General features: G+C 71.7%; 12 protein-coding genes and 3 tRNA genes. 8 read left to right on the top strand and 7 right to left on the bottom strand.

Going from position 1 to position 14,762, the window contains the following annotated elements; all coding sequences use genetic code 11:
• Positions 1–26 precede the first annotated feature (26 nt).
• The 3 genes from purL to purS are packed head-to-tail and all read right to left on the bottom strand — an operon-like array spanning position 27 to position 3,222.
• Entirely contained in the window at positions 27–2,285 is a 2,259-nt protein-coding gene (gene purL, locus ACZ7P3_RS03750) for a phosphoribosylformylglycinamidine synthase subunit PurL (RefSeq protein ID WP_472078736.1), read from the bottom strand.
• Positions 2,282–2,962: a phosphoribosylformylglycinamidine synthase subunit PurQ gene (purQ, locus tag ACZ7P3_RS03745; RefSeq protein ID WP_472078735.1), complete on the bottom strand. Its 681-nt coding sequence runs from the start codon at positions 2,960–2,962 to the stop codon at positions 2,282–2,284. The genes purL and purQ overlap by 4 nt, the downstream gene beginning before the upstream one ends.
• On the bottom strand, positions 2,959–3,222 hold the full coding sequence (gene purS / locus ACZ7P3_RS03740; RefSeq protein WP_472078734.1) for a phosphoribosylformylglycinamidine synthase subunit PurS: 264 nt from the start codon (positions 3,220–3,222) through the stop codon (positions 2,959–2,961). Before purS ends, purQ begins: the two co-directional genes overlap by 4 nt.
• Positions 3,223–3,533: 311 nt before the next feature.
• Here purS and ACZ7P3_RS03735 point away from each other — a divergent pair, with 311 nt between their 5' ends.
• From ACZ7P3_RS03735 to ACZ7P3_RS03700, 8 genes are all read left to right on the top strand, one after another.
• Complete coding sequence (locus tag ACZ7P3_RS03735; RefSeq protein ID WP_031164632.1) at positions 3,534–3,851, top strand: histone-like nucleoid-structuring protein Lsr2; 318 nt, start codon at positions 3,534–3,536, stop codon at positions 3,849–3,851.
• A gap of 180 nt (positions 3,852–4,031) precedes the next feature.
• Positions 4,032–4,103, top strand: a tRNA-Gly gene (locus ACZ7P3_RS03730).
• 79 nt (positions 4,104–4,182) lie between these two features.
• Positions 4,183–4,258: transfer RNA gene (locus ACZ7P3_RS03725), tRNA-Gly, on the top strand.
• 124 nt (positions 4,259–4,382) lie between these two features.
• Positions 4,383–5,321: an ABC transporter ATP-binding protein gene (locus ACZ7P3_RS03720; RefSeq protein ID WP_472078733.1), complete on the top strand. Its 939-nt coding sequence runs from the start codon at positions 4,383–4,385 to the stop codon at positions 5,319–5,321.
• Positions 5,318–6,097, top strand: coding sequence for an ABC transporter permease (locus tag ACZ7P3_RS03715; RefSeq protein ID WP_472078732.1), 780 nt, complete (start codon positions 5,318–5,320; stop codon positions 6,095–6,097). The genes ACZ7P3_RS03720 and ACZ7P3_RS03715 overlap by 4 nt, the downstream gene beginning before the upstream one ends.
• A gap of 14 nt (positions 6,098–6,111) precedes the next feature.
• Positions 6,112–7,353: a sensor histidine kinase gene (locus tag ACZ7P3_RS03710; protein WP_472078731.1), complete on the top strand. Its 1,242-nt coding sequence runs from the start codon at positions 6,112–6,114 to the stop codon at positions 7,351–7,353.
• Entirely contained in the window at positions 7,350–7,964 is a 615-nt protein-coding gene (locus ACZ7P3_RS03705; protein WP_472078730.1) for a response regulator, read from the top strand. Before ACZ7P3_RS03710 ends, ACZ7P3_RS03705 begins: the two co-directional genes overlap by 4 nt.
• Positions 7,965–7,987: 23 nt before the next feature.
• Positions 7,988–8,063 (top strand) — tRNA-Gly (locus ACZ7P3_RS03700).
• A 42-nt stretch (positions 8,064–8,105) separates the two neighbouring features.
• On the opposite strand, the gene ACZ7P3_RS03695 is transcribed toward ACZ7P3_RS03700, so the two are convergent.
• From ACZ7P3_RS03695 to purD, 4 genes are all read right to left on the bottom strand, one after another.
• Positions 8,106–9,005, bottom strand: a complete 900-nt coding sequence (locus ACZ7P3_RS03695) for a phosphoribosylaminoimidazolesuccinocarboxamide synthase (RefSeq protein ID WP_472078729.1) — start codon at positions 9,003–9,005, stop codon at positions 8,106–8,108.
• 72 nt (positions 9,006–9,077) lie between these two features.
• On the bottom strand, positions 9,078–10,574 hold the full coding sequence (locus tag ACZ7P3_RS03690) for a N,N-dimethylformamidase beta subunit family domain-containing protein (RefSeq protein WP_472078728.1): 1,497 nt from the start codon (positions 10,572–10,574) through the stop codon (positions 9,078–9,080).
• Positions 10,575–10,801: 227 nt separating this feature from the next.
• Positions 10,802–12,907 (bottom strand): M48 family metalloprotease, encoded by a 2,106-nt coding sequence (locus ACZ7P3_RS03685; RefSeq protein ID WP_472078727.1) that lies wholly within the window; start codon positions 12,905–12,907, stop codon positions 10,802–10,804.
• Positions 12,908–13,245: 338 nt separating this feature from the next.
• The gene (gene purD, locus ACZ7P3_RS03680; protein ID WP_472078726.1) at positions 13,246–14,496 is read right to left on the bottom strand and encodes a phosphoribosylamine--glycine ligase; all 1,251 of its coding nucleotides are present in this window, start codon (positions 14,494–14,496) and stop codon (positions 13,246–13,248) included.
• Positions 14,497–14,762: the final 266 nt, after the last annotated feature.

Genomic DNA, 14,762 nt, shown 5'->3' with positions numbered 1-14,762 from the left:
GGGGCCCGCACGGGGTCTGCGGCGGACTACGCCAGCAGCGCCTCGATCGTGCCCTCGTGCGCCTCCCGCAGCTCGGCCAGGGTCAGCTCGAACCCGCCCTGGACCTCCACCGTGTCGCCGTCCACGACACCGATCCGCGTGACCGGCAGGCCGCGCGCACCGCACATGTCGTTGAAGCGGAGCTCCTCGGAGCGCGGCACCGCGACGACCGCGCGGCCGGCCGACTCGGAGAACAGGAAGGTGAAGGCGTCGAGCCCGTCCGGTACGACCAGACGCGCGCCCTTGCCGCCGAGCAGCGCCGACTCCACGACCGCCTGGACCAGACCGCCGTCGGACAGGTCGTGGGCGGAGTCGATCATGCCGTCGCGGGAGGCCGAGATCAGGATCTCGGCCAGCAGCCGCTCGCGCTCCAGGTCGACCTTCGGGGGCAGGCCGCCGAGGTGGTCGTGGACCACCTGCGACCAGGCCGAGCCGCCGAACTCCTCGCGCGTGTCGCCGAGGAGGTAGATCAGCTGGCCCTCCTCCTGGAAGGCGACCGGCGTGCGGCGGGCGACGTCGTCGATGACACCGAGGACCGCCACCACCGGGGTCGGGTGGATGGCCACCTCGCCGGTCTGGTTGTAGAGCGAGACGTTGCCGCCGGTCACCGGGGTGCCCAGCTGCTGGCAGGCGTCGGCCAGACCGCGGATGGCCTCCGCGAACTGCCACATCACCGCCGGGTCCTCGGGCGAGCCGAAGTTCAGGCAGTCGGAGACGGCGAGCGGCTTGGCACCGGTCGTCGCCACGTTCCGGTAGGCCTCGGAGAGGGCCAGCTGCGCGCCCGCGTACGGGTCGAGCTTGGCGTAGCGGCCGTTGCCGTCCGTGGCGATCGCGACGCCGAGGCCGGTCTCCTCGTCGATACGGATCATGCCGGAGTCCTCGGGCTGGGCGAGGACGGTGTTGCCCTGCACGAAGTGGTCGTACTGGGACGTGATCCACTTCTTGGAGGCCTGGTTGGGGGAGCCCACCAGCTTCAGGACCTGGGCCTTCAGCTCCTCGGCGGTCGCCGGACGCGGCAGCTTGTTCGCGTCGTCGGCCTGGAGGGCGTCCTGCCAGGACGGGCGGGCGTACGGGCGCTCGTAGACCGGGCCCTCGTGCGCCACGGTCCGCGGGTCGACGTCGACGATCTTGCCGCCGTGCCAGTAGATCTCCAGGCGGTCGCCGTCGGTGACCTCACCGATCACCGTGGCGATGACATCCCACTTGTCGCAGATCTCCAGGAACCGCTCGACCTTCCCCGGCTCCACGACCGCGCACATGCGCTCCTGCGACTCGCTCATGAGGATCTCCTCGGGCGAGAGCGTCGAGTCGCGCAGCGGAACGTCGTCCAGGGTCACCCGCATGCCGCCGGAGCCGTTGGAGGCCAGCTCGGAGGTGGCGCAGGACAGGCCCGCCGCACCGAGGTCCTGGATGCCGACGACCAGCTTCTCCCGGAAGGCCTCCAGGGTGCACTCGATGAGGAGCTTCTCCTGGAAGGGGTCGCCGACCTGGACGGCCGGGCGCTTCGACGGCTTGGCGTCGTCGAAGGTCTCGGAGGCCAGGATCGAGGCGCCGCCGATGCCGTCGCCGCCGGTCCGGGCGCCGTAGAGGACGACCTTGTTGCCCGCACCGGAGGCCTTGGCGAGGTGGATGTCCTCGTGCCGCATCACACCGATGGCACCGGCGTTGACCAGCGGGTTGCCCTGGTAGCAGGCGTCGAAGACGACCTCGCCGCCGATGTTGGGCAGGCCCAGGCAGTTGCCGTAGCCGCCGATGCCCGCGACGACGCCCGGCAGGACGCGCTTGGTGTCGGGGTGGTCGGCCGCGCCGAAGCGCAGCGGGTCCACGACCGCGACCGGGCGCGCACCCATCGCGATGATGTCGCGGACGATCCCGCCGACGCCGGTCGCCGCACCCTGGTAGGGCTCGACGTAGGAGGGGTGGTTGTGCGACTCGACCTTGAAGGTGACCGCGTAGCCCTGGCCGACGTCGACGACGCCCGCGTTCTCGCCGATGCCGACGAGCAGCGCGTCGGACTGCGGGGCCTTCTCGCCGAACTGGCGCAGGTGGACCTTGGAGGACTTGTACGAGCAGTGCTCGGACCACATGACCGAGTACATGGCGAGTTCGGCGCCGGTCGGGCGGCGGCCGAGGATCTCCACCACCCGCTCGTACTCGTCCTTCTTCAGGCCGAGTTCGGCCCAGGGCAGCTCGACGTCGGGGGTCGCGGCCGCGTGCTCGACCGTGTCCAGAGGCGTCCGGCTCATGCGTTGACCAGCTTCTTGAGGATCGAGGTGAAGAACGGGAGGCCGTCGGTACGGCCCGTACCGATCAGCGGCTCGACGGCGTGCTCGGGGTGCGGCATGAGGCCGACGACGTTCCCGGCCTCGTTGGTGATGCCGGCGATGTCGCGGAGGCTGCCGTTGGGGTTGAAGTCGACGTACCGGAAGACGACCCGGCCCTCGGCCTCCAGCTTGTCGAGCGTGTACGCGTCGGCGACGTACCGGCCGTCCATGTTCTTCAGCGGGATGTGGATCTCCTGGCCCTGGCGGTAGTCGCCGGTCCAGGACGTCTCCGCGTTCTCCACCCGCAGCTTCTGGTCGCGGCAGATGAAGTGGAGGTGGTCGTTGCCGAGCATCGCGCCCGGGAGGAGGTGCGCCTCGGTGAGGACCTGGAAGCCGTTGCAGATGCCCAGCACCGGAAGTCCGGCCTTCGCCTGCTCGATGACGGACTCCATCACCGGCGAGAAGCGGGAGATCGCCCCGGCGCGCAGATAGTCGCCGTAGGAGAAACCGCCGGGCAGCACCACGGCGTCGACCTGATGCAGGTCCTTGTCCTTGTGCCAGAGGGCGACCGGTTCGGCACCCGCGAGGCGGATCGCACGCTGTGTGTCCCGGTCGTCGAGGCTTCCCGGGAAAGTGACGACGCCAATACGAGCGGTCACTTGGCCGCCTCCGCGACTTCTTCCACCTTGACGGTGAAGTCCTCGATCACCGTGTTGGCGAGGAAGGATTCCGCAAGATCGTGGATGCGGGCGAGTGCGGCCGCGTCGACCGGCCCGTCAACTTCCAGTTCGAATCGCTTTCCCTGACGTACGTCGGAGATGCCTTCGAAACCCAGGCGCGGCAGCGCACGCTGGACCGCCTGGCCCTGGGGGTCGAGGATCTCCGGCTTGAGCATGACGTCGACTACGACGCGTGCCACTGGCACTCCCGGTTGTGTGGTGCTGAGCAGGTTCCTTCAGACTACCCGTACAAAATTTCTACGCGGGTAGAGTTGTAGGAAACTACGTGAGGCGCATCACGATCGGGTGTCGAAGCCGTGCGCTAGTGAAAACTTCTGGGAAAGTTCGGGAGTCCGCCCGCGACATCTATTGTGCTCGGACACGCGGACGGTTTTAGTCGGGCTTCACTTTGCATTGCCGAGCACTGTACAAATGAATTGGCAATAGCCGATACTCGGCACGTCATCGCCGGTGAGCTGTATCGACGTGCCGCACGAAGGGACCGATATTCGTGGCGCAAAAGGTCGTGGTCACTCTCTTTGACGACATCGACGGCTCGGAAGCGGCGGAAACGATCGCCTTCGGACTCGACGGCAAGTCGTACGAGATCGACCTGAACGAAACCAACGCCAAGAAACTGCGCAAGGCGCTCGCGCCCTACGTGGAGGCCGGCCGCAAACGGTCGCGGTCCGGCAAGGCGTACAAACAGACGGAGGTCGCTCCCGACCCGGCGGCCGTGCGCGCCTGGGCCCAGGCGAACAAGATGGACGTGCCCGCGCGCGGACGCATCCCGAAGAAGGTCTACGAGGCGTTCAGCGCCGCCCAGTGAAGCCCGCGAAGGGGCAGCTCCTCAGGGTCCGTCAGCGGACCCTGGGAGCCGTTCACTTGGCCCGCGGGGCGCCGTTCGCCCGGCCCGGGGGGATTCCGACTTGCGCAACCCCCCTGCTGATCAGCTAATGTCTGCAACACGCCGAGGGGCGAGGCCGGAAGGCCGGATCCCACGGACCGTGCGGGTGTAGTTCAGTAGCAGAACATCCCCCTTCCAGGGGGAAGGCGCAGTGTGCAATTCCTGTCACCCGCTCTGGCATCGGTCACGACCACTCCGGTGGATCAGGTAGGCTGGTGCTCGCACCGATCGGTGGGAGCCGGTCGGGAGCAGTGCGGACGTAGCTCAGTTGGTAGAGCGCAACCTTGCCAAGGTTGAGGTCGCGAGTTCGAGCCTCGTCGTCCGCTCCACGACGAAAGGCCCCCGGTTTTCTCCGGGGGCCTTTCGCATGCCCGCGCCCCCACTGACATTTGTCATGCCGAGCGATGACACCGCGCACTGCTGATCGGCCGGTCCCGCCGGGACGCTGAAAGCATGAACACCGACGAACACGAGCACGTGATCGAGGTCACCGACCTCAGGCGGGTCTACGGGGGCGGGTTCGAGGCCGTACGCGGAATCACCTTCTCCGTGGCGCGCGGGGAGATCTTCGCGCTGCTGGGCACCAACGGCGCGGGCAAGACATCGACGGTCGAGCTGCTGGAGGGACTTGCGGCACCGGCCGGCGGCCGGGTACGCGTCCTAGGCCACGATCCCTTCCGGGAGCGGGCCGCCGTACGCCCCCGTACCGGAGTGATGCTCCAGGAGGGCGGCTTCCCCTCCGATCTGACCGTCGCCGAGACCACCCGCATGTGGGCCGGCTGCACCAGCGGGACCCGGCCGGAAGCGGAGGTACTGGCACTGGTCGGGCTGGCCGGGAAGACCGGTGTGCGCGTCAAGCAGCTCTCCGGCGGCGAGCGGCGCCGCCTGGACCTGGCGCTCGCACTGCTCGGCGATCCCGACGTGCTCTTCCTCGACGAGCCGACCACCGGGCTCGACGCCGAAGGCCGCCGGGACACCTGGCAGTTGGTGCGCGGCCTGCGCGACGCGGGCACGACCGTGCTGCTCACCACGCACTACCTGGAGGAGGCGGAGGACCTCGCCGACCGGCTCGCCATCCTGCACGAGGGCCGCATCGCCGCCTGCGGAACCCCGGCCGAGGTCACCGCCGGCCGGCCCTCCCGGATGTCCTTCGAGCTGCCCGAGGGCTACTTCCTCGGCGACCTGCCGCCCCTGGCCGACCTCGGCGTCTGCGGCCACGAGAGCGACGGACGGACCGTACGGCTGCGCACCCGGGAACTCCAGCGGACCGCCACCGGGGTGCTGGCCTGGGCCGAGCGGACCGGGGTCGAGCTGCACCGCCTCGATGTGCGCTCGGCCTCCCTGGAGGAGGCGTTCCTGGGGATCGCACGACAGCAGGAGGTCATGGCATGAGCAGCATCACCTGGGCACCGGCGGGCCGCCGTATGCAGGCACTGGCCCGCGCCGAACTCGCCCTCCTCGCCCGCAACCGCAGCGTGGTGTTCACCGCGCTGCTCGTGCCGCTCACGCTGCCGTTGTGCGTGCGGCCCGCGCTGGACCAGCTGGACCTGAAGAAGGAGGGGCTGACCGCGGGCACCGTGATGATGACGGCCGCGATCGGCTTCTCCTTCCTGTACGCCGTCTACACCTCCCTGGTCAACGCCTACACCGCCCGCCGCGAGGAGCTCGTCCTCAAACGGCTGCGCACCGGCGAACTCTCCGACGCCGAGATCCTCGTCGGCACCGCCCTGCCCGCCGTCGGCCTCGGCCTCGGCCAGGCCCTGCTGCTGTGCGCGGGCTGCACGGCGCTGCTGCACACCGGGGCGCCCAAGGCGCCGTACCTGACCCTGCTGGGGCTGGCGGCAGGGCTCGTCCTGAGCGCCGCGCTGGGCGCGCTCACCGCGTCCTTCACCCGCAGTACCGAGAGCGGACAGGTCACCGCGCTGCCGCTGGTGCTCGTCTCGATGATCGGCTCAGGGATCACGGTCCCCATCGAGGCCCTGCCCGACCGGCTCGCCTCCGTCTGCGACCTCCTCCCGCTCTCCCCCGCGATCCGGCTGGTCCGCGCGGGCTGGACCGGCCAGTTGAGCGTGTCGGAGGCACTGGGCACCACGGCGACGGCGCTGGCCTGGATCGTCGTGGCGGTGTTTGCTGTACGGCGGTGGTTCCGGTGGGAACCGCGGCGCTGAGCACGGGAGAACAGATGGTCGGGCGGATACGGCGGTGGCAGCAGCGCCACTGGCGCGAGCTCAGCAAGGCGCAGCGGGTCGAGCTGCAGAGCGTGGTCACCTGGCACGGGAGCATCTGGGTGTTCCCGCTCAGCTGGCTGCTGCTGCCGATGGTGGGCGGGCTGGACCACCGCCCCCTGCCAAGGGCCCTCGGGGCACTGCTCGTCGCCGTGGCGGTCCTGCAGTGCGCGGCGGCGAGCCGGGTCCTGGGGCCCGCGCTCGACCACTACCTCGGACGCGCCGAACTGCCCCCGCGCGCCATGCGCGCCCCCGCCGTCCTGCTCGGCCTGGCGCTCGCGGCGAGCGTGGCACTCGCCGCGGTCGGCGGAACCGATCCGGTCACCATCCGGCTCGCGGTCGGAGCGGTGCTCATGTCCTTCGGGATGCCGTATGCGCTCACCGTGTCCATCCGCACCTTCCTGCGCCGGGCCGCCGCCGTCACGGTACTGGTCCTGGCCGCCTTCGCGGCGGTGCGCGCGAGCGGCCCCGGCCTGTTCGCCATGGTGCTGGTGGCCGCCTTCGCCATCGTCTTCTCCCTGACGGCGGCGCGCTGCGGCGCCTGGACCCTCTCCGTCCTCTGGGAGGCGGAACGCGCCCGCGAGATCGAGGCCCGCCTGGCCGTCGCCGAGGAGCGGCTGCGGTTCGGCCGGGACCTGCACGACGTGCTGGGCCGCAACCTCTCCGTGATCTCCCTGAAGAGCGAGCTGGCCGTGCAACTGGCCCGGCGGGGGCGGCCGGAGGCCGTGGAGCAGATGATCGAGGTGCAGCGCATCGCCCAGGAGTCGCAGCGCGAGGTGCGGGACGTCGTACGCGGCTACCGGGAGGCCGATCTCGTGGTCGAACTCGCCGGTGCGCAAGGCGTGTTGCGGGCCGCCGGCATCGAGTGCGAGGTCCGCGCCGAGACCGCGGAGCTGCCCGCCGCGGTGCAGGCAGCGCTCGGCTGGGTGGTGCGCGAGGCGGCCACCAATGTGCTGCGGCACGGGGACGCGGGACGGTGTGCCGTGGGACTGCGGACCCGGGAGGAGCGTGTGGTGCTGACGGTGGAGAACGACGGTGCGGCGGGCGAGAGCGGCGGCGGGGGCTCGGGGCTCGCGGGTCTGCGCGAGCGGCTGGCCGCCGTGGACGGGACGCTGGAGGCGGGGCTCGTCGGCAAGGACCGGTTCCGGCTGGTGGCCGAGGTGCCCTTGAGGCAGGAAGTGAGTGAAGTCACCTCATGAGCAGCACGGTACGACTGTTGCTCGCCGACGACGAGCACCTGATCAGGGGCGCGCTGGCCGCGCTGCTCTCCCTGGAGGACGACCTGCTGGTCGTCGCGCAGGCCGCGAGCGGGCCCGAGGCACTGGCGATGGCGCGGGCCCACCGGCCCGATGTGGCCGTGCTCGATCTGCAGATGCCGGGCGCCGACGGTGTGAAGGTCGCCACATCCCTGCGCACCGAACTGCCCGGCTGCCGGGTGCTGATCGTCACCGGTCACGGCCGGCCCGGACACCTGAAGCGGGCGCTCGCGGCCGGTGTGCGCGGGTTCGTCCCGAAGACGGTCAGCGCGCAGCGGCTCGCCGAGATCATCCGGACCGTGCACGCGGGAAACCGCTACGTCGACCCCGAGTTGGCCGCGGACGCGATCTCCGCCGGGGACTCCCCGCTGACCGCGCGGGAGGCCGAGGTGCTGGAGCTGGCCGCCGACGGGGCACCGGTGACGGAGATCGCCGAGCGGGCCGCGCTGTCCCCGGGGACCGTCCGGAACTACCTCTCCTCGGCCGTCACGAAGCTCGGTGCGGAGAACCGTCATACGGCAGTGCGTCTCGCACGGGAGCGAGGTTGGGTATAGTTGCTCTCGCGCCACGGCGCAATGCGGACGTAGCTCAGTTGGTAGAGCGCAACCTTGCCAAGGTTGAGGTCGCGAGTTCGAGCCTCGTCGTCCGCTCCACGACGAAAGGCCCCCGGTTCCCACCGGGGGCCTTTCGCATGTCTACGACCACCTGGTGCCGGTCAGCCGCTCGTACGCCTCCACGTACTTCGCCCGGGTCGCCTCCACGACCTGCTGCGGCAGCGGCGGCGGGGGCTGCTCGCTCCGGCGGTCCCAGCCGGACTCGGCCGAGGTCAGCCAGTTGCGCACGAACTGCTTGTCGTACGACGGCTGCGTGCGGCCGGGCTGCCACTGGTCGGCCGGCCAGAAGCGGGAGGAGTCCGGGGTGAGGACCTCGTCGGCGAGGACGAGCGTGTCGCCGTCGAAGCCGAACTCGAACTTGGTGTCGGCCAGGATGATCCCCCGGTCGCGCGCGATGTCCCGGGCGCGGGAGTACACCGCGAGCGTGAGCTGGCGCAGCTGGGCGGCGGTCTCCGCACCGGCCTGACGCGCGACCTCCTCGTAGGTGACGTTCTCGTCGTGCTCGCCGACCTCGGCCTTGGCGGCCGGGGTGAAGATCGGGCCGGGCAGTTCGGAGCCGTCGACGAGGCCTTCGGGGAGAGCGAGACCGCAGACGGTGCGGGACTCGTTGTACTCGACGAGTCCCGAGCCGGTGAGGTAGCCGCGGGCCACGCACTCCACCGGGACCATCTTCAGGGACTTGCAGACCAGCGTGCGGCCCTGCCAGTCGGCCGGGGCGCCCTCGGGGAGCTCGGTGCTGATCACATGGTGGGGGGCCAGGTCGCGCAGCTGGTCGAACCACCACAGGGAGAGCCGGGTCAGGACGCGGCCCTTGTCGGGGATCTCCGTGGGCAGCACCCAGTCGTAGGCGGACATGCGGTCGCTGGCGACCATCACGAGGTCGCCCGCCTCGTTCCGGTACAGCTCGCGCACCTTGCCGGTGTGCAGGTGCACCAGGCCCGGAACCTGGATCGGCTCGGGCTTTTCTACGAATCCGGACACGGTTCCTCCCCGTGGTTCTGTCCAAGTGCCTCGATTCTCCCTTACCGGGGCGATCGGATTCGGCCAGGGGGGTCAGTCCCGTTTGCAGATGCGGTCCAGCAGGTTCGCCGTGGCCCGCTGGATCCGCGGGTCCACATGGCCGGGGCGGTCCAGCGACGGCGACCAGGCGAAGGTGCCCGCGGCGAACACCCAGGCGCCCGACGGGGCGCGGTACAGGGACGTCTCCTGGTGGCGCTGGATGCCGTCGTTGTCGGTGTAGGGGGAGTGGGCGAGCAGCATGCGCTCCTCGTGCTCGGGCAGCGGGGTGCGCGGGAAGTAGCGGTCGGCCTCGCCGGCGACCAGGCCCTCGATCTCGTCGCCCTCGTGCGCGCCGGTCGCCTCCCACAGCCAGTGGCCCGCGTTGCGCACGACCAGCGGATACGGCTCCGGGACCCGGCCCGCGTACTGGATGCCGACCAGCTGCTGCTCGGGCCGGTCGATCTCGCGCCACAGCACCGGCTTCCCGGGGCCCTTGCGCTTGCGGCAGGTCAGCAGCCGGTCGGGGACACCCGACGGAGAAGGCCCCAACTCCACCTGCCAGTACATGGTGTTGGCGGAGAGGAAGACCAGCGAGGTGCCCCGGTCGCGGGCGTCCTCGACGGCCCGCCGCATCGGCACCGACCAGTACTCGTCATGGCCCGGGAAGACCAGGCCCCGGTAGCGGGTGGGGTCGATACGGCCGGCGTGCAGATCGCGGGCGTCGGCGTAGGCGAGGTCGTAGCCGTAGCGCTCGGCCCAGCGGATGAAGTCGTAGGCGTGGCCGACGTGCAGGGGCAGGCCGGCGCCCGCGTAGGGGCGGTCGAAGGAGACCGTGGTGGCCGCGTCGGCCTCGCCGAGCAGCCGGCCCTTCTCGTCCCAGGCGTGGTACAGGCTGGCGCCGGTACGGCCGTCCTCCGGGTAGAGGTTGTACGCCTGCCAGGTGATGTCGGGCAGCAGCAGGAGCAGGTCGGCGGGATGGTCGTCGCGGACCGTGAACGGCACGTGGGAGCGGTAGCCGTCGGCGGTGGTGAGGACGGCCACATAGGCGCCGATGCTCCAGTAGGACGGCACCTGGAGGCGCCAGGACAGCCACCAGTGGTGGCAGGAGACCGTGCGGTCGGCGGCCAGCGGCTGAGGCTGGACGATGCCGGACAGCCGGGGGCTCGTGGTGATCTTGGAGGCGCCGTCGCCGCCGTAGTGGCCGATCCGGTAGATGTCCACGCTGAACTGCTGCGGCGGGTCGACCGTGACGTGGAAGTCGATCGCCTGCCCGGGCGTGACCGCTCCGGTGGAGGTGAAGCCCTTGATCTGGCGGTGCACGTCGTCCGCCGAGCGTGGTCCGGACCCGGACGCGCGCGGCGCGGGGACGCGCGGCAGCTCGCCGGCCGGCTGCCGCGGGCTCGGGTCGACGTACCAGGGCACGACGTGTCCCGTGTCGTCGAAGTAGGTCTCACTGCCGCGCAGCCAGGGGACCGGGCCCTGGCCGAAGGGATCCGTGACGGCGTGCGCGAGTGCTCCGGACTCCCAGCGGCGGATGCGATCCGAGGCCATGGTCGCTCCCCTCCCTCATGCCCCCGTGCCCTCTGTTGGTCGTGCTCGGTCGCGCTGTCGTATGTCGCATGCCCTTGCCATGTGCGTGGTCGGTCCCAGCACATCACATAACGCACGGGCTCGGTCACTATTCGTTGCGAATTGACCTGAAGTGGAAGACGGTGCTCCGTTAAGCGGCCGGATCGGCCACGGCACCGGGGGGCTGCCGTGGCGGACGAACCGCCGGGTCAGACGAGCCGCACCGGCTTCTCCGGGCGTATGCCGGACGCGGCCAGCCAGGCACGCAGCGGGCCCGGATCTCCCTCCTCGATCAGACTGAGCACCTTCGGAGACAGGTCGGCCGCTCTCTCTCCGCCGAGCAGCAGGGAGGGGCCGTCCAGCCAGTCCAGGCCGGGGACGGCACCGGCCGTGTCCACGGCGGCGCAGCACACCATCGCCGTGACGTGGTCGGCGAGCAGTTCCCGGGCGGTGCGCGGGGGCTGGAGCGGGAACAGCGGCAGGGCGCCGTCGTCCCACAGGACGCCGTCGCTGTCGAGAACCCGGCCGGCGGCGGTCGCGCCACGCGGTACGCAGGCCTCCTCGCGGGCCAGCTCCGCGCTCAGGCCCGCGGCGAGGGCGGCGCTGCGCTCGGTGCCGGAATCGGCGTCCTCGTCCTCGTACCCGTACCGGTACCTGGCGATGTCGGCTTCCTCGTATCCGGCGAAATCGGCTGCCTCGCGATCGGCCGGCTCGGCTGCCTCGTGGCCGGTGGAGTCGGCTGCTTCGTGGCCTACCGGCTCGGCCGCCTCGTGGCCGGTCGTATCAGCTGCCTGGTGCCCGGTGGAGTCGGTTGCCTCGTGGCCGGTCGTACCGGCTTGCTCGTGCCCGGTGGAGTCGGCTGACTGGTGCCCGATCGGGTCGGCTGCCTCGTGGCCGGTCGTACCCGCTTGCTCGTGCCCGGTGGAGTCAGCTGGCTGGCGCCCGATCGGGTCGGCTGCCTCGTGGCCGGTGGAGGCGACTTCCTCGTGCACGGCCGGCTCGGCTTGCTCGTGCCCGGCCTGCTCGGTCAGGTGGTCCAGGACTCGGGCCAGGGTGGGGCCGCCGGGGCCGGGGGCGGCGGAGACGAGTGCGGGGCGGACGCCGAGGGAGTCCAGGACGCGGTGCAGCCGGGCCGCGTCCGCGCGCCAGGTCCGGTCGACGACCTCCTCCGGATACGCCTGCCAGTCCACCGGGGCCCAGTCCGGGCCGGACTCGGCCGGGACGCCGTGGAAGAGCCGGGCGGCGAGCAGCGAGGCGGCTTCGTCGACCGTGCCCGGCTCCTCCAGGAGGTCGCAGGCCGGGCGCTCGCCCAGGCGGGAGGCGAAGCCCTCGGCCAGCCGGTCGCGCCGGGACAGCTCGGTGAGCGCGGCCACGACGCCCGCGTCCAGCCGGGAGGGCCAGCGGCCCATGCGCCAGGCGGGCAGCGCCACCTTGGTCAGCAGCCGGTCCCAGCCCGCGTAGGCGAGACCGACCTGCTCCTGGGCGACGATCCGCAGTCCGTAGTCCACGGCCTGCGCACGCTCGGCCGCCGCCGCGGCGACCCCGCGCTCCATGAGCGTCGCGTGCTCGCGGCAGGCGCGCAGCAGCAGCCGCGCGGCCCAGCCGAGGGCCGCGCACACCCCACGGGTCAGCGGACAGCGGCCGGAGGTCGAGGCGACGGCCACCGCGGCGTCCAGGCCGCGCACATAGCGGCGGGCGGCGGCTATGTCCGGGTGCGCGGAGGGTCCCGTACCGGCGACGACCGGAGCGAGGACCGCGCGCAGTTCGCCGACCCGCATCCACCACAGGAACGGTGAGCCGATGACCAGGACCGGTGCGGTGACGGCACGGCGCTGGGCGCCGAAACCCGATCCGGAGCCGGGGCCCGCTATCTCGTCCCGCGCCGGCCGCGCAGGCGGGCCGTGGGCCGGATGCGTGCGGTCCTCCAGCCAGCTGTCGCAGTCCGGGGTGAGCGCTATGGCCGAGGGCGCCGGGACGCCCAGACGGTCGGCCAGGTCGCGCACCAGCCGGTAGAGATCCGGGGCGGAGGACTCCGGGATCGGGACCGTCGGGCTCATGGCGGGGCGGGCGCGGGCCACGACCAGGGCGATGCCGGCGGCGGCCAGCAGCACGAGCACGGCCGGGGCGCCCACGATCCAGCGGGCCGCGTCCCAGCCCGGACCGACGAGATGGCCGGTGGAACCGCCGGCCAGCAGAATCACCTCGGCGGCCGCGGGCAGCAGTGCCACCGCCAGAGCCCGGCCGCGGATGCGCAGCACGGCCAGGGCCCGGGAGCGCGCCGCCTGCGCGCCCGCCTCCACACCGATTCCGGTCACGAGCCGACCTCACCCCCTCCCTGCCGTGTACCGCGCTGTCCTGGCGTTGCTCACTCCCCCACTGTGGCACCCGCCACCGACATCGCAATGCCGGTGGGCCAAGTGCCGGAACGCTTGCGCCGCACCCTAGTTGGGGCCCCGGCCCTCGTCAGCCGGATGGGCGATTGCTCACTCGATGGAATGGCTCTGGTCAGAGCTGGGTGACAGACAGCAAAGATCAGGCCCCGGATTCTCATCCGGGGCCCGGGTGGCTGCGGGGGTGCGCGCGACCGGCGGTTTCACCGGCTCCACGGCTGTGCCGTCAGGCTCCGGCGGCCCTCGCCGCGATGGCTGTGCCGTCAGGCTCCGGCAACCTTCGCCGCGATGTCCGAGCGGTGCTGCGAACCGTCGAGGCGGATACGGGCCACCGCCCGGTACGCCCGCTCGCGGGCCTCGGCCAGGTCCAGGCCGGTCGCCGTGACGGACAGCACACGCCCGCCGGCGCTGACGACGGCGTCGCCGTCCAGCTTGGTCCCGGCGTGCAGGACGTAGGCGTGCGGGGCGTCCTCGGCGGCCACCTCGTCCAGGCCGCCGATCGGGTCGCCGGTGCGCGGGGTGTCGGGGTAGTTGTGGGAGGCGACGACCACCGTGACGGCCGCGTCCTCGCTCCAGCGCAGGGGCTCCAGGTCGTCGAGGGTGCCGTTCGCGGCGGCCAGCAGCACACCGGCCAGCGGGGTCTTCAGACGGGCCAGCACGACCTGGGTCTCGGGGTCGCCGAAACGGGCGTTGAACTCGATGACGCGGATGCCGCGCGAGGTGATGGCGAGACCGGCGTAGAGCAGCCCGGAGAAGGGGGTGCCACGGCGGCGCATCTCGTCCACGGTCGGCTGCAGCACCGTCTGCAGCACCTCTTCGACCAGCTTCGGATCCGCCCACGGCAGAGGGGAGTAGGCGCCCATGCCGCCCGTGTTCGGGCCCTCGTCGCCGTCCAGGGCGCGCTTGAAGTCCTGGGCGGGCTGGAGCGGTACGACGGTCCGGCCGTCGGTGATGGCGAAGAGGGACACCTCGGGCCCGTCGAGGAACTCCTCGATGACGACCCGCTCGCAACCGGCCGCATGCGCCGTGGCGGCCTCGACGTCCTGGGTGACGACGACACCCTTGCCGGCGGCCAGCCCGTCGTCCTTGACGACGTAGGGGGCGCCGAAGGCGTCGAGGGCCTCGGCGACCTCCTCCGGCGTGCTGCAGACGTACGACCGGGCGGTCGGCACCGCCGCCGCCGCCATGACGTCCTTGGCGAAGGCCTTGGACCCCTCCAGCTCGGCGGCCTCCCGGGAGGGGCCGAACACCGGGATGCCCGCGTCGCGCACGGCGTCGGCCACACCGGCGACCAGCGGGGCCTCCGGGCCTACGACGACGAGGCCGGCGCCGAGGTCGACGGCCAGCGCGGCCACGGCCTTGCCGTCGAGCGCGTCGACCTGGCGCAGCTCGGCCACCTCCGCGATGCCGGCGTTGCCGGGGGCGCAGTACAGCGCGGTGACGTCGGGGTCGAGGGACAGGGAGCGGCACAGGGCGTGTTCGCGGGCGCCGCTGCCGATGACGAGGACCTTCACGGGGGTCAGCCTAATGGCAAGGTTGCCGAACCTTCGGGGGCGGGGATCCTGTGGGTTCCTACGAAGGGGAGGGCGGCGTGCTGCATCGGACGGGGGGGCGGTCTGCCTTCACCGGCCGGAAAGAGACAAAGAGACAGAGAGGGGACCAGGCCGGAAAAGGGCCGTCCGTTGCCGGGATCCCCTGGGCAAGGGTTGCCCGGGATCTCCTCAGCGAGGGTTGCCGGAATCCCCTCGGCGACCGTGGGCGTGATCCCCCCTCGGCGAAG

The organism is Streptomyces sp. NPDC107581 (assembly GCF_055657175.1).
Note: the sequence above shows the minus strand (reverse complement) of the source record. Positions and strands in the feature narration are given on the sequence as shown.